The organism is Pseudomonas sp. R5-89-07 (genome assembly GCF_003851685.1).
Classification (GTDB): Bacteria; Pseudomonadota; Gammaproteobacteria; order Pseudomonadales; family Pseudomonadaceae; genus Aquipseudomonas.
The window spans coordinates 2,424,268-2,445,485 of sequence record NZ_CP027727.1; the positions used below are offsets into that span (position 1 = coordinate 2,424,268).

Below are 21,218 nucleotides of genomic sequence, written 5' to 3' on the forward strand. Positions count from 1 at the left end.
AGCGCTTACGGGGCGTTCACTAAAGTATTAATACCATTTAATTCAATGACTTTTGCGTGGCTCTACTACCGTTTCGACAAACTAGATCAGTTGTCGCCACGGTCAGGTGTCTCGATTCGATGCGTGTGGATCAACAAGTTTGGGCTTCTGCGCATTCATGGATGAAGGGCTTGGACCACGAAGGAGTTTGACGTGGAAAGAAGACTTGCTGCTGCCGGTGTATCCCGTATCAACCCGCTCAATTTGGCTGTTCGACTCGGTATTGTGGGGTTGATGGTCAGTCTGGCCAGCCCCGAGGCCGCTGCAACTTGTTCGACGTCGGGGTCCACGGTGACCTGTACCGGGGTGCCAACCCTGCCCCTGTTCTTGAACAACTTCAGCAGCGCCACCAGCGGCTTGACCGTCAACGTCAACGCCGGCGCGCAGATGAATGCGACGCTCGGTGGCCATGTGCTGAACCTTACGGGGGTCAATATCACCCTTAACAACGCGGGTACCCTGGATCCGGCGCTGCTGGGTCTGGTCTCCGTGTTGAGCGGCGGTGCATTCATCGGCACGGGCGCATCAAGTACGGTCAACGTGCTCAACACCGCCTCCGGCATCATGCGCGGCACCGGGATGCTGCTCGGGCTCAACCTCTCCAGCATCGACGGCTTGGCGCTGGGTATCAATAACGCCGCCACCGGTACCACCAACATCACCAACAACGGCACCATTACCTCAACAGGCCTGTCGGTGGGTGGTATCACCCTGGCCGACACGCCGGTCATCGGCGTGTACGGTGGCTCCCAGGTGACGATGACCAACAGTAGCACCGGGATCATCAATGGTCGGGTCGCCTTCGAAACCTCCGCAGCGGGGAATACCTTTACCAACGCAGGCGCCATCACCGGTGGCGTCTCGATGGGCGCGGCGAGTACCAACACGTTCAATGCCATCACCGGTTCGTCCGTGAGTGTGGGCGATGGCGTGCAAATCGGCGTGGGACTGGGCGGGCTGATAGGGATCAACCTGACCTTTGGCCCCACCGGCACGGTTGATGGCGGGGCAGGGGGCAGCAACACGCTGGTACTGCAGAATGCCCTCGGTGCTGGCGGTGGCACCACTGGCACCGGGACGGCGTCCAGCGCCACCTATATCAACTTCAACAACCTGGCCATCAACAGCGGCACCTGGACTTTGCAGGGCCCGTTGGTGAGTGGCAGCACCACGCTCAATGGCGGTGTTTCGCTGTTCAACAATAATACGGCGTTCGGCAGCGGGGTTCTGACGAGCAATGGCGGTACGCTGCAAGCCAGCAACTCAGGCCTTACGATTGCCAACTTGCTGACCCTTGGCGCGGGCGGCTTGACCGTCAGCGGTGCCAATAGCCTGAGCCTGGCTGGCGTGCTGTCGGGCAGCGGCGGGCTGACCAAACAAGGCGCCGGCCAGTTGATCCTCAGTGGTGCCAATACCTACTCGGGCACCAATACCCTGGCGGCGGGCAGCGTTCAGCTTGGTAATGACCTGGCACTGGGCACCGGTACGGTCAATGTCACAGGCGCCACGACGTTGCAGGCTCCCGGCACGGTCAACCTGGCGAACCTGATCACCCTCAATGGCGCCCTGACCACTGGCATCACCGGGGCCCTGACCCTGGGCGGCGCAGTGTCTGGCACCGGCTCGATCACCAAGAGCGGCACGGGCAGCCTGGCCCTCGACGGCGCCAACACCGGTTACAGCGGCACCACCAACCTGGCGGCCGGCACCTTGCTGCTGGGCAATAACGATGCGTTGGGCAGCGGCAGCCTGAATGTGACGGGCGCCGCCAACCTGAATGCCAATGGCGCATCGCTCCTGAGCAATGGTGTGGTGTTGGGCGGCGCGCTCACACTGACTGGCACCAACCCGTTGACCCTGAGCGGGGTCATGAGCGGCGCGGGCAGTCTCATCAAAAGCGGTGCGGGCTTATTGACCCTGACCGGCAACAACACGCGCACCGGCACCACATCGCTGAATGCCGGCGGGTTGTTGCTCGGCTCCAACACCGCGCTGGGCAGCGGTGCGTTGAATACGGCGGCGGGTACCTCGCTGGATGCGACCACCGCCGTCACCCTCGCCAACGCCATCAACCTGACCGGCGACCTGACGCTCAACGGCACCCAGGCCCTCGGGCTTGGCGGCGTGATTTCCGGCACCGGCAATCTGATCAAGACTGGCCCCGCGGGGCTTACGCTCAGCGGCGCCAACACCTTCACCGGCGGCACCAGCCTGAATGCCGGTAGCCTGACGCTTGGCAATAACACCGCCCTGGGCGTGGGCGGCGTCTTGAACACAGCGAATAACACCACCCTGGACACCACTGCCGCGCTGACCGTGAACAACGCACTGAACCTGGGCGGCAACCTGAATATCGCCGGCACCCAGGACCTGGGCTTGACCGGCGTGATCAGCGGCAGTGGCGGCCTGACCAAGAACGGCGCTGCGTCGTTGCTGCTCAGTGGCGCCAACACCTTCCTCGCCGGCACGACGCTCGCGGGCGGCACTTTGAGTGTCGGCAATGACGGCGCCCTCGGCACGGGCACCTTGAGCGTGACCGGTAGCGCGTCGCTGGATAACAGCGCCGGGGTCAACCTGGCCAATGCCATCGACCTGGGGGCTGACCTGGCCTTGATCGGCACCAACCCGTTGACATTGAGCGGTGTGGTCAGCGGTCCCTCGGCACTGATCAAAAATGGCGCATCCAGTGTGCTGCTCAGCGCTGCCAATACCTTCCAGGGCGGCACCACACTGAATGCCGGTACGCTCACGCTGGGCGACGCAGCGGCATTGGGCAGCGGTGCCTTGACCGTCGCCGGGGCAGGCAGCCTGAGCAGCAACGCGGCGCTGACCGCCGCTAACGCGATTACCCTCAATGCGAACCTGACCGCTGGCGGTGCCAATGCCCTGACCCTTGACGGCATCATCAGTGGCTCCGCCGGGTTGATCAAAAGCGGTGCGGCCGACCTGACGCTCAATGGCGCCAATACCTACACCGGCACCACCGCGCTGAACGCCGGGACACTCATTGTCGGCACCGACACGGCACTCGGCGCCGGTGCGTTGAACGCGGCGGGAGGCACTACCTTGCAGAGCGGTGCGGCGGTCAGCCTGGGCAACACTGTGAACCTGGGCGGCAACCTGACCATCGCCGGCAGCAATGCGCTGACGCTGGGCGGCACGGTCGCCGGGATCGGCGGCCTGATCAAGAACGGCACGGGCGACCTGCTGCTGAACCAGGTCAATACCTACCTGGGCAACACGGCGCTCAATACCGGCAAACTGGTAGTCGGTGCGAGCGGCGCGCTGGGTGCGGGCACCTTGAACGCAGCGGGTGGTACAGCCCTGGACGCCACCACCGCAGCCCTCTTGACCAATGCGGTCAACCTGGCCGGCAACCTCGGTATCGGCGGCACCGCCGACCTGACGTTGAGCGGCACGATCAATGGCGCAGGCAGCCTGACCAAGGACGGCGCGGCCAACCTGCTACTGAGCGGCAATAACAATTTCCTGGGGGGCACTACGCTCAATGCCGGTACGCTGACGGCCGGTTCCAACCTCGCCCTGGGCCTGGGCAATCTGACCGTTGGCGGTGCGTCGATCCTGGACAGCAACGGGGCGGTCAGCCTGGGTAACAGCATCGCTCTCAACGCCGGTTTGACGGTAGGCGGCACCAATGACCTGTCCCTGGGCGGCGTTATCAGTGGCGCGGGCTCGCTGACCAAGGATGGCTTGGCGAACCTGACACTCAACGGCGCCAACACCTTCAGCGGCGGCACCGCGCTCAACGCCGGTACGTTGACCCTGGGCAATGCCGCGGCACTGGGCAGCGGCGCCTTGACTGTCGGCGGCGCGGCCACCTTGGATAACAGCGCAGCATTTGGCGTCGGCAACAACCTGGCACTCAACGCCAATCTCGGCATTGCCGGCAACAACGACCTGAGCCTCACTGGCGTGGTCAGTGGTGCCGGGGGCCTGGTCAAGAATGGCCTGTCTGACCTGTCCCTGAGTGGCAGCAACACCTTCACCGGCGCGCTGGATGTGCTTTCTGGCAGTGTCACGTTACTGAATGCCAATGCGCTGGCCAGCAGTTCCGGCGTCAACGTCAGTGCCGGTGCTTCGCTGAACCTGGGTGCCGACGCCAGCCTGGCAGGTTTGAGCGGCAGTGGCGGCGTGGCGGTGGGCGGCGGCTTAAATTTCACGGTTGGCGGCCTTGCCACCACCAGTACCTTTGACGGTGACCTCAACGGTGCAGGTGGTTTGATCAAGGTCGGCACCGGCGCCCTCAACCTTACCGGTATCAACGGCCTCACCGGTAACACCGCAATCGACGCGGGTACCCTGAACCTCAGCGGGTCGTTGGGCAGTGGGCTCGTCAACGTCAACAATGGCGGCACGCTGACCGGCACCGGTTCGTTGCTTGGTGGCGTGAACGTCAATAACGGCGGCACGCTTGCCTTGAGCAGCGGCAACACCTTGTCGGCTGGCTCGCTGACGCTGGGTACAGGCGCAAACTTGAACCTGGCCCTGGGCGCGCCATCCGCCAACTCGTTGCTCAATGTCGGCGGTAACCTGACGCTTGACGGCAACCTCAACGTGACCGACGCCGGCGGCTTCGGCGTTGGCGTCTACCGCCTGGTCAACTACACCGGCACGCTGACTGACCTCGGCCTGGACGTAGCCTCGGTGCCAGTCGGGTTTAACCTGGGCGATCTCATCGTGCAGACCGGCGTGGCCAACCAGATCAACGTGCAGGTGTCGGCACCGAACACGGTGATCCGTTATTGGGATGGCAGCCAGACGATTGCCAACGCCAGCGTCGACGGAGGCACCGGCACCTGGACCAGCGTGGGCACCAATTGGACCAATGCCAATGGCACGCTCAACCAGACCTGGGCCAGCGATTTCGCGGTGTTCCAGGGCACGCCGGGCACCGTCACCGTGGAGGGTCCGCAAAGCTTCACCGGCCTGCAATTTGCGGTAGACGGCTACAACCTGGTCGCTGGCGCCGCCGGGCAGCTGACGGCTGTCAACGGCGCCGGCGGCAACGTCGCACTGCGGGTGGATCCGGGCGCGAGCGCAACGATTGGCGTGGCCATCGATGGCAGCGGCACCCTGAACAAACTGGATGCCGGCACCCTGGTGCTCACTGGCGCCAACACCTACGCCGGCGGCACCCTGCTCAATGGCGGCACGCTGGTGGTGGGCAGCAACACGGCGCTGGGCAGCGGCCTGTTGACCGCCGCCGCCGGCACGACGCTGGACAGCAATGCGCCGGTGGCGCTGGTCAACGATGTGGCCTTGAATGGCAACCTGACGGTGGCGGGCAGCAATGCGCTGGCGCTCAATGGTGCGATCAGCGGCGTCGGTGGCCTGATCAAGAACGGCACGGCCAGTTTGACCCTGGGCGGCAATAACACCTTCCTCGGTCCGGTGGCCCTGAATGCGGGCGGGCTGCTCCTGGCGTCCAATTCGGCACTGGGCAGCGGTGCGTTGAATGCCGCCAATGGCACGACGCTGGACACCACGGCAGCCTTCAGCGCCAACAACGCCATCAACCTGGCGGGCAACCTGGGCATCGGCGGTACGGCCGACCTGACCCTGGGCGGCGCGATCAACGGTGCTGGCAGCCTGACCAAGGAGGGCGCGGCCAACCTGATCCTCACCGGCGCCAACGCCTACCTGGGCGGCACCACGTTGAATGCCGGTACGCTGACCTTGGGCACGGCATCCGCGTTGGGCCTGGGTGGCCTCACCGTGGGCGGTGCTTCGACCCTGGATAACAGCACACCGCTGACGGTGGGCAATAACGTTGTGTTGAATGCCAACCTGACCACCGCCGGCAACAATGACCTGACACTGACGGGCGTGCTCGGCGGCGCGGGTGGCCTGGTCAAGAACGGCGCGGCCAATCTGATCGTCAATGGCGCCAATACCTTCCAGGGCGGTACTGCCTTGAATGCGGGTACGTTGACCCTGGGCACGGCAACCGCTCTGGGCGGCGGCGCCTTGAGTATTGGCGGCGCAGCGAAGCTGGACAACAGTGCACCGCTGGTGTTGGCCAATGCGGTGAACCTCAATGCTGACCTGACGGTGGCCGGCACCCAGAACCTGACCCTGGCCGGCGTGCTGGCGGGCAGTGCCGCGCTGATCAAGAACGGTGCGGCAGACCTCACCCTCACCGGCACCAATACCTTCACCGGGCCCGTGAATGTGGCGGGCGGCAGCCTGACCACCGTCGGCAACGGCGCGCTGGGCGGTGCGTCCGGCGTGACCGTGGGCAGTGGTGCCAACCTGAACCTGGGCGGCAGTGCCAGCCTCAATACCCTGGCCGGCAACGGTGCGGTGCAGGTCGCGGGCGGCAGTACCCTCGCGGTGGGCGGCAGCAACCTGGACAACAGCTTCGCCGGTACGCTGGGCGGTGCCGGTAACCTGGACAAGAACGGCAGCGGCCTGCTCGATCTGACCGGCATCAATGCCATCAGCGGCGCGGCCAACGTCAACGGCGGCACCTTGAACGTCAGCGGGTCCCTGGCCAGCGCCACAGTCGCGGTGAATAACGCTGCAACATTGGCCGGCAGCGGCTCACTGGCGGGCGCGGTGACGGTGGCTGACGGTGGGCATGTTGCGCTGAGCAGCGGTAGCATGCTGTCGGTGGGCTCGCTGGTACTGGGCGGCAATTCGAACCTGGATGTGGGGCTGGGTACGCCGGTAATCGGCGGCGGCACCGGGCTGCTGAATGTCGGCGGCGACCTGACGCTGGACGGCAATTTGAATGTCACCGATGTCGGTGGCTTTGGCAGCGGGGTCTACAACCTGATCAACTACACCGGCGCCTTGACCGATAACGGCCTGGTCCTCGGCCTGCTGCCTGGCAGTGTGGTGCCGGGCGACCTGCAAGTGCAGACCGCGATCGGCAACAAGGTCAACCTGCTGGTCACCGCGCCCAATACCACCGTGCAGTTCTGGGACGGCGCCAACCTGATCGGCAATGGTGCCATTGACGGGGGCACCGGCACATGGAATGCCGCCAACAGCAACTGGACCAACGTGGACGGTACGCTCAATCAAACGTGGGGCAGCAGCTTCGCGGTGTTCCAGGGCGCAGCGGGTAACGTCGTGGTGGACGGCACACAGAACATTACCGGCCTGCAGTTCGTCAGCGATGGCTACAACCTGGCCTCGGGCGCAGCCGGGGTGCTTAACCTGGTCAATGGGGGCACCGGCACGACGGGGGTGCGCGTCGATCCGAACGCGACCGCGACCCTGGGCGTAACCCTCAACGGCGCCGGCACCCTGGCCAAACTCGACAGCGGCACTCTGGTGTTGAACGCCAGCAATGGCTACACCGGCGGCACCGCATTGAATGGCGGCACGCTGGTGGTCGGCAACGACAGTGCCCTGGGCACAGGCGCGTTGACGGCGGCCGATGGCACCCGCCTGGACAGCAACACCGCAGTGAGCCTGGCCAACGCCACGGTGCTCAACGGTGCCTTGGCGGTCGGCGGCAGTAATGCGCTGACCCTCAACGGCACCGTCAGCGGCAGCGGCAGTCTGCGCAAAGCCGGCTTTGCCCGGCTGACCCTCAATGGCATCAACACCTACAGCGGCGGCACCGGCCTGAACGCCGGCGAACTGCTGCTGGCCAATAACGCTGCCCTTGGCACCGGTGCATTGAGCGTCGGCGGCGCTGCGCAACTCGATGGCAGCACCGACTTGCAACTGACCAACGCCATCGACCTGAGCGGCCCGCTGACCCTGGCTGGTAGTCATGACCTGGCGCTCAACGGCGTGGTCAGTGGCACCGGTAGCCTGATCAAAGAGGGCGGCGGTGCTTTGCTGCTGACCGGCGCCAACACCTACAGCGGTGGCACCACCCTCAACGGGGGCAGTACCACAGGTAATGCCAGCAGCCTGCAAGGTGCCATTCTCAACAACGCGACCTTAACCTTCGAGCAAGCCAGCGATGGTACCTACACTGGCAACCTGACCGGCGCCGGCGTGTTGAACAAAACCGGGGCCGGCGCGTTGCTGCTCAGCGGCAACAACACCTTCACCGGTACAACAGATGTCAACGCCGGCAGCCTGCTGGTCAACGGCACCTTGAGCAGTGCGACGGTGCAGGTAGCCAGCGGCGCGACACTGGGCGGCAGCGGCACGCTGGGCGGTGCGGTCAGCATGGCCGACGGTTCGGTGCTCAAGGCCGGTTCGGCAACGCCTTTGTCGGTGGGTTCGCTGGCGCTGTCTTCGGGCACCGCCCTGGACTTCGCCCTCGGCGCACCGGGCGCCTCCACCACGGCGGTGAACGTCGCCGGTAACCTGGTGCTGGATGGCACGCTCAACGTGACGGACACCGGCGGCTTCGGCACCGGGGTCTATCAACTGTTCCGCTACGGCGGCACGTTGACCGACAACGGCCTGACCCTGGGCAGCTTGCCTCTGGGCCTGGGCAGTACGAGCCTGCAAAATGCGCTGGCCAACCAGCTCAACCTGGTGGTGCAAACCACGCCTGGCCAGATTCAGTTCTGGAACGGCGGCACCACCAACCCGGACGGCAGCATTACCGGCGGCAGCGGCACCTGGGGCCCGGGCACCAACTGGACTGACCCGACCGGCACCCAGGGGCAGGTGTCCACTAACCAGTTCGCGGTATTTGGCGGGCAGGGCGGTACTGTGACCGTGGTCGGCAACCAGGGCTTCACTGGCCTGCAAGTGCTTGACCCGGGGTACTCGCTGGTGGCTGGCGCAGGTGGCAGCTTGAGCCCAACCAATGCGGCGGATGGCAGCCTGGCTGCTGTACGGATCAACTCCGGCGTAACCACCCAGATCGATGCGCCTCTGGTGGGGGCCGGCGGGATCAATAAACTCGACGCCGGTACCTTGCTGTTGACGGGGGCCAATACCTACACCGGCGGTACCACGGTCAGCGGCGGTACGCTGGCCGGTAACACCCTTAGCCTGCAAGGCCGTTTCTTCAACACTGCGCGCATGCTATTTGTGCAAAACACGGCCGGCACCTTCAAAGGCACCTTGAGCGGCACCGGCAGCCTCATCAAGCAAGGCGCCGGTGCGCTGTTGCTGACTGGCAACCAGCCCTTCAGCGGTACCGTGGCGGTGGAAGAGGGCGTGCTGCAAGTGGGTAATGCGGCCAACCCTGGCACCGTGCTGGGTGGCCAGGTCACCGTGGCCAGCGGCGCCGGCCTGACCGGTAACGGCAGTGTCGGTTCGCTGGTCAACAACGGTTCGGTGACCCCGGACAGCGGCAAACTGAGCGTGGCTGGTAACTTCACCAACGCCAGCAACGGTGCGCTGAACCTGGTGATCACACCCTCGATCACCAGCTCCCTGGCGGTTGGCGGCACGGCCAATCTGGGCGGTAGCTTGAACGTGATCAACCTGGCCCCGTATGCCGGCCCGACCACCTACACGCTGCTGACCGCCGGTGCGGTCAACGGGACATTCAACACCACCAACCTGGAGAATCTGGCGTTCCTCGACACCGCGTTGAACTACGGCCCGACCCAAGTGGCGTTGGCGGTCTCTCGTAACGATGTGAGCTACGCCAGTGTTGCTGCCACCGGTAACCAGCGTGGCGTGGCGGCTGCACTGGGCAGCGGTGCGGCAGTCGGTGGCGCAGCGGTGCAAAATGCGCTGCTCAATGGCGACGTAGCCAGTGCGCGTGCGGCCTTCGACAGCTTGTCAGGCGAGATCCACGCCAGCACCGCCAGCGCGATGCTTGAGGATTCGCGTTACGTGCGTGACGCGGTCAACGAGCGTCTGCGCCAGCCTGGCTGCTACCGCGAGGACGACCCACGCAACGCCCTGGCACCCAGCGAAAACCGCCTGAGCAGTGCCGGTTGCCATGGCGAGATGGTCGGTTGGATGCGCGTGCTCGGCACCTGGGGCCATATGGGCGGCGACAGCAACACCGCCAAGTTGGACCGCAACCTCAGCGGCTTCCTGCTCGGCACCGACAAACAGGTGGATGACGCCTGGCGCGTCGGCGTGGCCGCCGGCTACACCCGCAGTGATCTGGATGCCAAGCGCCGCAATTCCAGCGCCGACGTCGACAGCTACCACCTGATGGCCTACACCGCGTACCAGCAGGAGGCGTTCGCCGCACGCATGGGAGTGGCCTACAGCTGGCACGACATTGAAAGCAAACGCAACGTGGCGGTGGGTGGTGAAGGTCAGCGCCTGAAGGCCGACTACAAAGCGCGCAGTGCGCAGGTGTTTGGCGAAGTCGGCTACACCCTTGAAACCGGCAGTGTCGCCCTGGAGCCCTTCGCCGGCCTGGCCTATGTCAACTACGACAGCGACACGCTCAAGGAGAAAGGCGGTTCGGCCGCCCTGCGCGGGGATGCCAAACAAGACATCACCTACTCGACCCTGGGCCTTCGCATCGGCCAGACCATCACTCTGGGCAACGGCTCCAAAATCACCCCGCGCGGCAGTATCGGCTGGCGTCACGCGTTCGGCGATACCAAGCCGGATGCCGACCTGAGCTTTATCGATGGCGGTGCCTCATTCAGCACCCAGGGCGTGCCGATTGCCAAAGACAGCGCGGTGGTGGAAGCGGGCCTGGACTACCAGATCAGTCAGAATGGCAGGCTGGGCCTGGGCTATTCGGGCCAACTCTCGCGCAACGACAAGGACCATGCGGTGACGGTGAGTTTCTCCCTCGGTTTCTGATCAGAGCCGAGTGCCTTGAGCCGCCCGTAAGGGCGGTTTTTTTTTGCATGTGCACGAATTGCGACGTTTCCCGATGGCCAGGTAAAAATCGACAACTTCGCTCGCTGAAGAACCCTAGTAGGGCGATGTTCAGTGTTTTCATCTCGGCTTGATTGGCTCTTTGTTACCATGGCCGTCCCTCGTCACCCCGGAGTCACCGGCCCATGCAGCAGCAGTGGGATGAAATGCACCGCACCCGCAAGCCTACGTTCGTCCTGTGTGGCGAGCCTCAGGGGGACGTGCTCAATCTCTACGTTCACGGTTATTCGGCGTTTTTCAGCCAGCAGCAGCTGGCGGGCTTCAAGGAACAACTGGCCGGCATCGAAGGCTCGACCAACCTGATGCTGTTCTGGCCGGCGGGGCATTTCCTGGAAAACCTCTTCGCACCGTTCAAGGAGGTGATTGCCTCGATGCTCGGCGGAGGCGGCCTGGGCGCGGCGACGGTGGGCGTGGGCAAGGCGATTGCCTACTTTCTTGATCATTACAAAAGCGTCGAAGCGCGGGTCGATGAAGTGGCCAGGACCTTGTTGCCTGAGCTGGCGAGCTACCTGCACGCCGAATCGCTGCCGGTGCGGCAAATCAATCTGATCGGTCACTCCCTTGGCGCCCGTATCCTGGTCAAGAGTGTGCTGGCCAGCCCTGAAGTCGCCGATGAACTGCCGTTGAACAATCTGTTGCTGATGGGTGGGGCTATTTGTACTTCGAGCCCTTGGGAAGCGGTGTCGGCGCCGCTCAAGGGGCGGCTGATCAATTGCCATTCCAGCAAGGACTGGGCGCTGGCGATGAAGCCGGACACCGAGCGTTGCATCGGCCGCTATCCCATCGCGGTGACGCCGGCACTGAAGGCCAAGGTATCCAACGTGCATCTGGCCAGCTTCGATCACGCGGCCTACTGGCCGCAGCTGAAAACCGTGGTGCAGTACACCGACCTGCTGCAGGAGCGCCGTGGCCTGATCCGCGCCGACTTGCGCAGCAGTGAAACGCGCTTTGCCGAAGAGGACGCGGATCTGCTTCCCATGCTGATGCAGGCGCGGCCGAATGAACTGAAGTTTCTCGCCGAGCTGATGGCCCAAAAGCGCAGCGCCGCCATTGATGCCGATGTGCGCGAACCGCTCAAGCTCGCCATCGAGTTGCAACGCATGGGCGGCGACAGTTTCATGAACCTTGCCCGTGGCCATGGCGTGGCCTATCGCCAGATCGCCGAAGCGGTGGCGCAACGCCTGGGCATCAAGTTCGACGACGCAATCGCCAGCGTGGCCCTGGCGGACATCGAAGGGCAGGTCGCGGAAAAGCTCATCGAGCAGTATCAGGACAAACTCAGCGGCGCCGACCGACAAGCGTTCGACGCCGAACTCAAGGCCGCGATGCACAAAGAGCAGGGTATGTTCACGCGTCTCGACGTTGGCCGTTCGGCCACCACCGCCTTGAGCGGCACGGCATTGGCCGGGCTCACCGGGTTCATGCTTCGCCGCGGTGCCGCCACGGCGATTCCGGTGGTGGGCCAGGCATTGGCGGCGGCGATGTTGCTGGTCAGCGGCGTACGGGCGTTTTCCGGCCCGGCGTATTCGATCACCACCTTGGCGGTGTTGGTGGTTGGCGTGATTCGCCAGCGCCTGGAGCGAGAGGCGCTGAACCAGGAACTGGACCTGGTGGTGCAAGTGGTCGAGGCGTTCGATCTGCCCCGAGAGACGGTGATGCGCACGGTCGCGTCCGACTGCTAAGCTGGCGCCCTGATTTGTGTGTTTGCCTGGAATCGCGCGTGAAATTCAGCCTGCCGAAAATTGCTACCGCCCCCTTCTGCCCGCCGGAAGTGGCCGGCTCCGTCGCCGTCGATCCCAAGGCGTCGTTTTTCAAACGTGCGCTGATGTTCGCCGGCCCCGGCCTGCTGATCTCCATCGGCTACATGGATCCCGGCAACTGGGCGACCGCCATCGAAGCCGGTTCGCGCTATGGCTACAGCCTGTTATTCGTGGTGTTGCTGGCCAGCCTGGCGGGGATGGCGGTGCAGTGCCTGTGCTCGCGGCTGGGGATCGCCACCGGTAAAGATTTGGCGCAACTGTGCCGCGAGCGCTACAGCAAGCGCTCCGCGCGTACCCAATGGGTGCTGGCGGAAATTTCCATCATCGCCACCGACCTTGCCGAAGTGCTCGGCTGTGCCCTGGCGTTTCACCTGCTGCTGGGTGTATCGCTGACCACCGGTATTATCATCACCGCCTTCGACACGCTGTTGATCCTGGCCCTGCAGAACCGAGGCTTCCGTCGCCTGGAAGCGATAATGCTGGCGCTGGTCGCGACCATCGGCGTGTGTTTCTTTATCGAACTGGTGCTGATCAAACCCTACTGGCCGGACGTGTTCAGTGGCTTCACCCCATCCCTGTCGGCCATCAGCGACGCCGCGCCGCTGTACCTGGCCATCGGCATCCTCGGTGCGACCGTGATGCCGCATAACCTCTACCTGCACAGCTCGATTGTGCAGACCCGCCTGATCGGCAAGGACCTGGCCAGCAAACAGGACGCGGTCAAGCTTGCGCGCATCGACACCATTGGCTCCCTGGCCCTGGCCCTGTTGGTCAACGCGGCAATCCTGGTGCTGGCCGCCGCAGCGTTCCACAAGACCGGCCATACCGATGTGGTGGAAATCCAGGACGCCTATCACCTGCTCGACCCGCTGGTGGGTGGCGCGTTTGCCAGCATCCTGTTCGGTATCGCCTTGCTGGCCTCGGGCCAGAGTTCGACCTTTACCGGCACGATCGCCGGGCAGGTGATTATGGAGGGTTACCTGAACCTGCGCATACCCTGCTGGCAGCGCCGCCTGATTACCCGTGGGCTGGCGCTGATCCCGGCGTTCCTCGGGGTGTGGCTGATGGGCGACGACGCCATCGGCAAGCTGCTGATCCTCAGTCAGGTGGTGCTGAGCCTGCAGTTGCCCTTTGCGTTATACCCATTGATCCGTATGACCGGCGACAAGCACCTGATGGGGCCATTCGTTAACCGACTGCCCACGCGGATGCTGGCGTGGTTCTTGTTTGCGGTGATCAGTGGGGCGAATGCGTGGTTGATCGGGCAGTGGTTGTTCTGACTCACCGATCCCAATACGGCACCGTCCCGAAGCACTCCACAAAATAATCGATCACGGTGCGCACCTTCAGCGACAGCCTGCGGCTACCCGGCCATAACGCCGCGATCTGCTGGGGCTCCAGGGTGGTCGCCACTTCGTATTCGGTGAGCACCGCCTGCAAGGTGCCGGCGCGCAGGCCTTCGCCAATCAGCCAGGACGGAAACACCACCAGCCCCAGGCCCTGTTCGGCGGCGTGGGTCAGGGTGTCGGCGTGGTTGCCGGTGATCGGGCCCTTGACGCTGTAGGCGCTCCAGTCGCCCTGGTCGCGGCGGAAGAACCAGCGTTCCTGGCCTTTGACGCCCTTGTAGGCCAGGCATTGGTGATTGGCCAGTTCGTCGGGATGGCACGGCGTACCGTGCCGCGCCAGGTAGGCGGGGCTGGCGGCGAGGCGGAAGCGTTGTGGCGCGAAGATACGCGCCTGCATGCTGGAATCATTGAGCACGCCGATACGAAACAGCAGGTCGGTGCCGTCCTGCAGTGGATCGACGAAGGTATCGGTTTGCTGGATATCCAGTTGCAGTTTCGGATAGCGCCGGCACAACTCCCCCAGCCACGGCGCCAGGTGACGCTGGCCGAATACCATCGGCGCATTGATGCGCACCAATCCGCTGGGTTCGCTGTCCTGTTCCTGCAGCGCTTGGCTGGCGGTTTCCAGTTGCTCCAGCATCAAGCGCGCGTGGCGCCCGAGCAGGCGTCCGGCTTCGGTGGGGCTCACCGCGCGGGTATGGCGGTACAGCAACTGCTGGCCGAGGGCCTGCTCCATCAGCTGGATCTGCCGGGAAATGGACGACGGCGCCAGACCTTCGCGGCGTGCCACCTCGGAAAAACTGCCATGGTCCAGCACCGCAACGAACAGGTGTAGCGCCTTGAAACTCAGCTCATTGAAACCCTGCATCCTGACTCCTGGCTGTGCATATTGCGCAAAGGTGTTGTCGGCATGCTGCCATTTATCGCACAGCCAGGCCACTGGATAATGCGCGCCATGTTTCTTCTTCAATTGCAGGTGATGTATGCAGGCACGTTCTATCGAGGGCACGGCGCAGGCCAGGCCGAATCGCAACATTCTTCGGCTGCTGTTGCTGCCGCTGGTCATTCTGGCGGGCATGGGGCTGTCGGTCGAAGCCGGTCTGCTTGGGCCCTTGGGCGTGCAGGTCGGGCATTTATGGGCGACCTTGAGCATCTTCGGCGTTGGCTCGGCGATCCTGTTTCTGCTGTTGCTGTTCAGCGGCCCGCAAAAGGGCCCAGCCCTCACGCAACTGCCGCGCTGGCAGTTGATCGGCGGTTTCTTGGGGCCGATGTACGTGGTGGTGCTGACCCTGGCCACGCCCCATATCGGGGTGGCGATGACGATGATTGCGATCCTCTCCGGGCAGGTGGGCAAGAGTGTACTGATCGACCATTTCGGCTGGTTCGGCACGGCGCGCAAGCGCGTCAATGTGGAGCGCTGGATAGCCCTGGCGTTGATTGTGGCGGCACTTGTTTTGATTGCACGAGGGTAAGTCGATGAATCTGATTCTATTGTTGGTGGTGGTTGTCGCCGCGGGTGCGGTCTTGAGCGTGCAGGCGGCCATCAACGGTCGCCTGGGCCAGACCGTCGGGGTGTTGCGCAGCAGCCTGCTGACCTTTGCGGTGGGGGCGCTCACCACTGCGCTGCTGATCTTTTTCTTCGAGCCCGCCCAGGCGGTCAGTTTGCTGGACGTGCCGAAGTGGCAACTGACTGGCGCCTTGTTCGGCGTGGTGTACATGATAGTGATGGTTGGCGCGGTGCCGGTGGTCGGTACGGCGGTCGCCACCGTGGCGGTGATCGTGGGGCAGTTGGGCATGGGCATGCTGATCGACAACTTCGGCTGGCTGGGCAACCCGGCGATCGAACTGTCCGGCAGCCGGATCGTGGCGATGCTGTGCCTGGCTCTGGCGCTGGTGTTCATGTATCGCAGCAACACACGCCAGGCTGACTGACGGCGCTGAACCTTGGCGCCGCGCTGGCAGTCACTGCTTAAGGTGTGGCGTTCGCTGCGCCTTGACGACCATGAAGAAGGAGTCTGACCATGCCGGATCCAACCTGTGCCTGCCCACATTGCAAATGCGTACTGGGCGTCGACGCGGTCATGAAGGAGGGTAAGGGCTATTGCTGCCAGGGTTGCGCCGAACATCATGCGCACGGTGAGCCCTGCGCTGCGGCAAACGACTGCGAATGCGCCAAGTCGGCTGCCAACGCGAGCTGAACCCTGGAATATGGGAGAGGGCCTGGTGGGAGGGGGCTTGCCCCCGATGGCGGAATATCAGTCACTGTATCTGTGCCTGAAACACCGCTATCGGAGCACAGGTATCTACACAACTTTGTAGCAGCCTACGGTAACCACGATGCGAAGCGAGCCGCTCTTGATCTTGCTCTTGATCTTAGGCGCCCCGTTAAACCACGCTGGCCGGAATTCGACAGTGATTTGGAGGGTAAACCGGCAGGAATGCCGGTTTAGCCGCCCCGCGCCATGGATGGCGCGTGGCGGCGGCCCTCCAAATCAATGTCGGATTACGGGCACACCGAGCGTGAGCGAGGTGCCGAGTGGTGGGGCAGGAGCCCTTTTGGTTACTTTTGGGGCTCTTTTCCAAAAGTGACCCGCCGTAAGGACGGAACCCTAAGCCGCCGTTACCGCAGCAACGGATATGTACTCGCTCTGATCCAACATCATTGTCGACTGTCAGGCCGCCATCGGGGGCAAGCCCCCTCCCACATTTTGAGAGGCGTCAGGCCTCGGGGACGCCTTTTTCCCATGCGGACCAGTTGTTCAGGATCGCCTGCACGAGCGGATTTCCCGTACGGTACAAGTTCTCCAGCGCCGGTACGAAACCGCCCTGGTCAGCGTACTTGAGCAGGTTGTCCACTTCGCTGTAGCCCGGATAGGGGCGATCGAAGTCCGAACCCGCCCGCACCACGGCCAGGCGCTGGATATCCACCAGGCCTTCGCGGCTGGCGCGCAGTAGCGCTTCGTAGGTGGAGTTGTCTTCCTGCTGGGTGGTGCAGTATTCGCCTTTGTTGTCGGTGAGCAGTTTGGTCCATACCTCGGCGCGCTCGCTCAGGCGCGTACCGGAGAACCAGGTGTTGCCCGCCAGGGTGTCGCAGCGGGTAACTTGCGGTGGCTGATTGGCCGGCGCGGCGGGGTAGTGCTTGCGCCAGGCGGCGGATTCCTTGCTTTCCGTCAGCTCCACCTTGTGCGACAGGGCAAACGCCTTGGCTTGCAGCTTGGGGTTGAGCTCGAACACTTCGGTCTTGTAGTCCAGCGGTGGTTTTTCGTTGGGACCCTTGGTGTTGATGCCGATATAGCCTGTTGGCCAATCCTTGGGCGCGTCACGTGAATCCAATTCCCACTGTGTACCGAATTCCACCAGGTAATGCGCCCAGGCGGCGGTGCCGATGGTGCCGTGCTTGGGGCTGATACCGGCAATCCCTGCGATCAGGAAATAGCTCTGGCGCAAGTCGAACCTGGGCGACAGGGCCAGCGCCAGGGTCGAGGCGGCCGCGTTGGTCTGGCCCATGCCTGTCACCAGCAGGCATACGTCCTGGGTGTTGCAGCGAATCGCCGGGTATTCGGCGGACAGGCCCGGCACGCGCACCTGCTGGGTGAGTTGCAGGCGATCGATCCAGGTCTGCGCCTCGGGGGCAAACATGGTGATCAGCATCACCTTGGGTTTGATCGGCGCGGCGTTGTCTGCCAGTACCACGTGGGGCAGCAGGGCCAGGCCAATGGCCATTGATAGACGGGTAAGGGTATTCATCTGCAGCTCCTTGATCAGAATTGGTAGCCCACGCCGGCGTAGTAACCCCAGCCGTCGGAACGGGCGCGGAAGTTGCCGTCGCCGAAATTCAACTCGCTGCCATCCTCCCAGTTGCCGCCGTTATGAAAGTAACGGCCGACCAGGGTAAAGCGCAGGTGGGTGAACGAGTACAGCAACACGTTGGTCGCCACCAGGGAGTTGGCGGTGCGCGCCGGGTTGTCCTTGTGCAGGTCCGAGCCGAAATCATAGTTGGTGAAGCCGATGTAGGTCAGCGAGGCACCGTTGTCGAATTTGCCGATGGGCACGATGTATTTCATCTGCGCGCGGTAGCCGTCCCAGGAATACTCATTGCTGGCGCCGTAGTTTTCCCACTGGTAGCGCCCGTAGAAGTTCGCCGACAGGTTGACCCGCGAGTGGGTGTCGATATCGGTGCCAAGGCCGCTGTACAGGGTATTGGCGCGGTTCGCCTTGTTGCTGCCGTGGTCGTAGATCCAGTCGAACGCCACATACCACTCCTTGAACGGTCCGATCGCCAGGCTGCGGCCGGCGAGGTAGTCGATGGAAATACGTGGTTCATGCTCCATGAACACGGGTGAGCCATGGTCCCACGCGCCTTTGTCATTGCTGTTACCGATGCCGAGGATCTTTGGCACATCAATGTAGCCGTACAGCTCGAACGGGCCCTTGCGACCGAAATACTCGTATTCCAGGTACACGTCATCCTGGGGCTTGGGGCCGAAGCTGATGTCCTTGCTGCCGATCAGCGTCAGGTCCTGGTTGAACCACTCCGACAGGTAAGCGCCTTTTTTTGCCGGCGGGCTCGCCTCCGGGCTCAAGGTTTCGCCCTGTGCTGAGTCATCGGCGGGTTTGTCCTGCGCCAAAATGGGTGCACTGAGTACTCCCGTAACGGCGGCCAGTAGCAAGGAAACACCAAAGCAAGCTCGAGGCGTTGAGGTGGGGTGCATTGAAAGTCCCTATTCGTACGCGGTTTTGGCCCGATTCTTCGGGTGGAGTGAACCTGGCTGCCAAGTTCGTTCCGCAAACGTTTGCACAGGCTGTACCAACTTTGCTCAATCATCTGAAAGGCCTGCAAAAAAGCCTGATTAGTCGTCCTATTGGTCAGAAATGACTGGGTGTCATTTTTTCGAGGTGGTTGCCGGTCTCGCGCCGGTACTCGCTCGGCGTCTGGTTCATCTCGATGCGAAAGTGACGATTGAAATTGGACAGGTTGGCGTAGCCGACTTCGAAGCAGATATCCGCCACCGACATGTCGCTTTGCAGCAATAGCCGGCAGGCACGCTGCACGCGGAATTTGCGCATCAGCTCGATGAAACCATGGCCGGTATTGCGTTTGAAGAAGCGCGAGAAACCCGGTTCGCTCATGTCCAGTTGCCGGGCGATGTCTGACAGGCGCACATCGCCGCTCAGTTCACGCATCAAGTAGTCGAAGGCCTTGTTGATACGTTCGGCGCTGCGCGGGTCCAGGGTCGGCGCGTAGGGTGGGCTGGCCAGCACCTTGAGCTGTCGGGGCGGGGCGTTCTTGAGGATGTCGAGCAGTTGCAGGAACAGGATCAGGCGTTGCAGGCCCTGGGCGCTGCCGATGGCTTCCATCAACCGCGCCGCCTGCAACGCGGTTTCGCCAGTGAACTCAAGGCCGCGTCGCGCGTTTTCAAACAATGGCTGCAGGTCACCCAGTTCCGGCAGGGCATTGCGCAGGGCGAGGAGTGCGGCGCCGTCAAATTGCAGCACCACGTCGCGACCGCTCAGGCACTCGCCGGGCGCCAGGTCGCCAATCCAGTCGTGGGGCAGGTCGGGGCCGATCAAGGCGACATGCCCGGCACTGAACGCACCAATGTAGTCGCCGGCCACCAGCTTGCCGCTGCCGTGGCGGATCAGGTGGATTTCAAACTCAGGGTGATGATTCCAGCGCGCCCGCTCGACCGGGTAGTCATGTTCGAACCAGCGAAAGCAGTGCTCCGGTTCGGGCAGGATCACTTCACGTTCGGCGGGGCGATGCTCGAACAGGGCGGCGCGGATGGGCATGCTGCTGCCTCTTGTGCGTTGGATAAGCGCCAAAATACCCGCCTCGGCACGTGCGGCGCTACCCCCGGCATCGCCCGGCGCTGATACTTTTTTGCGCCTGGCTTAGCGGTTAAAAAAGTATCGGTGGAGCATCCGCCAGGGGTTTGTGAGACGCCGGCCCAAGCTGCTGTAATCGGCGCTCAACAACAAGAAAAACGGTGGAAACCGCCATGCTCTCAATCCGCAAAGCCGCACTTGCCCCTGCGCTGCTGCTGTCCGGCCTCGCCGTGACCCTGCCCAGCCAGGCCGCCGACACCGTGACCATCGCCACGGTCAACAACAGCGACATGATCCGCATGCAGCGCCTGTCCAAGGTGTTCGAAGCACAGCATCCGGACATCCGTCTCAACTGGGTGGTGCTTGAAGAAAACGTGCTGCGCCAGCGCCTCACCACCGATATCGCCACCCAGGGTGGGCAATTCGACGTGCTGACCATTGGCACCTACGAAACCCCGCTGTGGGGCGCCAAGCACTGGTTGGAGCCGCTGACCGAACTGCCGGCCGACTACGATGCCGAAGATATCTTCCCCGCGGTGCGCCAGGGCCTGTCGGTCAACGGCACGCTCTACGCCTTGCCGTTCTACGGCGAAAGCACCGTGACCTATTACCGCACCGACCTGTTCAAGCAGGCCGGCCTGAGCATGCCCGCGCAGCCCACCTGGACCCAGCTCGGCGAATTCGCCGCCAAGCTGACGGTCAAGGACAAGGACCAATATGGCCTGTGCCTGCGCGGCAAGGCCGGTTGGGGCGAGAACATTGCGCTGCTGAGCACCATGGCCAATGCGTTCGGCGCGCGCTGGTTCGATGAGCAGTGGAAGCCTGAACTGACCAGCCCCGAGTGGACGGCCGCGGCCAATTTCTACGTCAACAGCCTCAAGCAATATGGCCCGCCGGGCGTGTCGAGCAACGGCTTCAACGAAACCCTGGCGTTGTTCAACAGCGGCAAGTGTGCGATCTGGGTCGATGCCAGCGTCGCCGGCTCCTTCACCACCGACACCCGCCAGAGCAAAGTCGCTGACCGCGTAGGTTTCGCCGCCGCGCCCACCGAGGTCACCGACAAGGGCTCTTCCTGGCTCTACGCCTGGTCGCTGGCCATCCCGGCCACCTCCAGGCACAAGGACGCGGCCAAGGCTTTTATCAGTTGGGCGACGTCCAAGGACTACATCCAGCTGGTCGCGGATAAAGAGGGCATCACCAACGTACCGCCTGGCACGCGGCAATCGACCTACAGCGAGGCGTACCTGAACGCAGCGCCGTTTGCCCAAGTCACCCTGCAGATGATGAAGCACGCCGACCCGGCCCATCCCTCGGCCAAACCGGTGCCGTACGTGGGCATCCAGTACGTGACGATTCCCGAGTTCCAGGCCATCGGCACCTCCGTCGGCAAGCTGTTTTCGGCGGCGCTCACCGGCGGCATGTCGGTGGACCAGGCGTTGCAGCAGGCGCAGTCCACCACTGAGCGCGAGATGAAGCGTGCCGGTTATCCCAAGTAATG

Annotated in this window: 11 protein-coding genes; 7 read left to right on the plus strand and 4 right to left on the minus strand. The window is 63.4% G+C overall.

All coding sequences use genetic code 11. The annotated features are described in order from the left end of the window. Window positions 1-192 precede the first annotated feature (192 nt). The 3 genes from C4J94_RS11250 (at window position 193) to C4J94_RS11260 (ending at window position 13,828) form a co-directional block, all read left to right on the plus strand. Complete coding sequence (locus C4J94_RS11250; RefSeq protein ID WP_372240873.1) at window positions 193-10,710, plus strand: autotransporter-associated beta strand repeat-containing protein; 10,518 nt, start codon at window positions 193-195, stop codon at window positions 10,708-10,710. A gap of 203 nt (window positions 10,711-10,913) precedes the next feature. Further along, on the plus strand, window positions 10,914-12,470 hold the full coding sequence (locus C4J94_RS11255) for a DUF726 domain-containing protein (protein ID WP_124386220.1): 1,557 nt from the start codon (window positions 10,914-10,916) through the stop codon (window positions 12,468-12,470). A 38-nt stretch (window positions 12,471-12,508) separates the two neighbouring features. Continuing rightward, entirely contained in the window at window positions 12,509-13,828 is a 1,320-nt protein-coding gene (locus C4J94_RS11260; protein WP_124386221.1) for an Nramp family divalent metal transporter, read from the plus strand. Between the two features lies 1 nt (window position 13,829). Here C4J94_RS11260 and C4J94_RS11265 read toward each other — a convergent pair whose 3' ends face one another. Further along, a complete protein-coding gene (locus tag C4J94_RS11265) occupies window positions 13,830-14,762 on the minus strand; it encodes a LysR family transcriptional regulator (RefSeq protein WP_124386222.1) in 933 nt (310 codons plus the stop codon). A 115-nt stretch (window positions 14,763-14,877) separates the two neighbouring features. Between C4J94_RS11265 and C4J94_RS11270 the strand changes: the two genes are divergently transcribed. From C4J94_RS11270 to C4J94_RS11280, 3 genes are all read left to right on the plus strand, one after another. Then, complete coding sequence (locus C4J94_RS11270; protein ID WP_124386223.1) at window positions 14,878-15,366, plus strand: DMT family transporter; 489 nt, start codon at window positions 14,878-14,880, stop codon at window positions 15,364-15,366. 4 nt (window positions 15,367-15,370) lie between these two features. Continuing rightward, window positions 15,371-15,826, plus strand: a complete 456-nt coding sequence (locus C4J94_RS11275) for a DMT family transporter (protein WP_124386224.1) — start codon at window positions 15,371-15,373, stop codon at window positions 15,824-15,826. A gap of 89 nt (window positions 15,827-15,915) precedes the next feature. After that, window positions 15,916-16,092, plus strand: coding sequence for a metallothionein (locus tag C4J94_RS11280; RefSeq protein WP_124386225.1), 177 nt, complete (start codon window positions 15,916-15,918; stop codon window positions 16,090-16,092). Window positions 16,093-16,612: 520 nt separating this feature from the next. On the opposite strand, the gene C4J94_RS11290 is transcribed toward C4J94_RS11280, so the two are convergent. The 3 genes from C4J94_RS11290 to C4J94_RS11300 all read right to left on the minus strand — a co-directional run bounded on the left by C4J94_RS11290 (window position 16,613) and on the right by C4J94_RS11300 (window position 19,684). Further along, complete coding sequence (locus tag C4J94_RS11290) at window positions 16,613-17,641, minus strand: purine nucleoside permease (protein WP_124386226.1); 1,029 nt, start codon at window positions 17,639-17,641, stop codon at window positions 16,613-16,615. A 14-nt stretch (window positions 17,642-17,655) separates the two neighbouring features. Next, window positions 17,656-18,606 (minus strand): nucleoside-specific channel-forming protein Tsx, encoded by a 951-nt coding sequence (locus C4J94_RS11295; RefSeq protein ID WP_124386227.1) that lies wholly within the window; start codon window positions 18,604-18,606, stop codon window positions 17,656-17,658. A 154-nt stretch (window positions 18,607-18,760) separates the two neighbouring features. Then, a complete protein-coding gene (locus C4J94_RS11300) occupies window positions 18,761-19,684 on the minus strand; it encodes an AraC family transcriptional regulator (protein WP_124386228.1) in 924 nt (307 codons plus the stop codon). A 209-nt stretch (window positions 19,685-19,893) separates the two neighbouring features. Between C4J94_RS11300 and C4J94_RS11305 the strand changes: the two genes are divergently transcribed. Further along, complete coding sequence (locus C4J94_RS11305; protein ID WP_124386229.1) at window positions 19,894-21,216, plus strand: sugar ABC transporter substrate-binding protein; 1,323 nt, start codon at window positions 19,894-19,896, stop codon at window positions 21,214-21,216. The last annotated feature ends 2 nt before the right edge of the window (window positions 21,217-21,218 follow it).

What these genes read in the sequence shown, in the direction of transcription:
- C4J94_RS11270 (WP_124386223.1), top strand. Translation starts at nt 14,878, where the DNA reads ATGCAGGCACGTTCTATCGAGGGCACGGCGCAGGCCAGGCCGAATCGC.
- C4J94_RS11265 (WP_124386222.1), bottom strand. Translation starts at nt 14,762, where the DNA reads ATGCAGGGTTTCAATGAGCTGAGTTTCAAGGCGCTACACCTGTTCGTT.
- C4J94_RS11280 (WP_124386225.1), top strand. Translation starts at nt 15,916, where the DNA reads ATGCCGGATCCAACCTGTGCCTGCCCACATTGCAAATGCGTACTGGGC.
- C4J94_RS11275 (WP_124386224.1), top strand. Translation starts at nt 15,371, where the DNA reads ATGAATCTGATTCTATTGTTGGTGGTGGTTGTCGCCGCGGGTGCGGTC.
- C4J94_RS11255 (WP_124386220.1), top strand. Translation starts at nt 10,914, where the DNA reads ATGCAGCAGCAGTGGGATGAAATGCACCGCACCCGCAAGCCTACGTTC.
- C4J94_RS11300 (WP_124386228.1), bottom strand. Translation starts at nt 19,684, where the DNA reads ATGCCCATCCGCGCCGCCCTGTTCGAGCATCGCCCCGCCGAACGTGAA.
- C4J94_RS11290 (WP_124386226.1), bottom strand. Translation starts at nt 17,641, where the DNA reads ATGAATACCCTTACCCGTCTATCAATGGCCATTGGCCTGGCCCTGCTG.
- C4J94_RS11305 (WP_124386229.1), top strand. Translation starts at nt 19,894, where the DNA reads ATGCTCTCAATCCGCAAAGCCGCACTTGCCCCTGCGCTGCTGCTGTCC.
- C4J94_RS11295 (WP_124386227.1), bottom strand. Translation starts at nt 18,606, where the DNA reads ATGCACCCCACCTCAACGCCTCGAGCTTGCTTTGGTGTTTCCTTGCTA.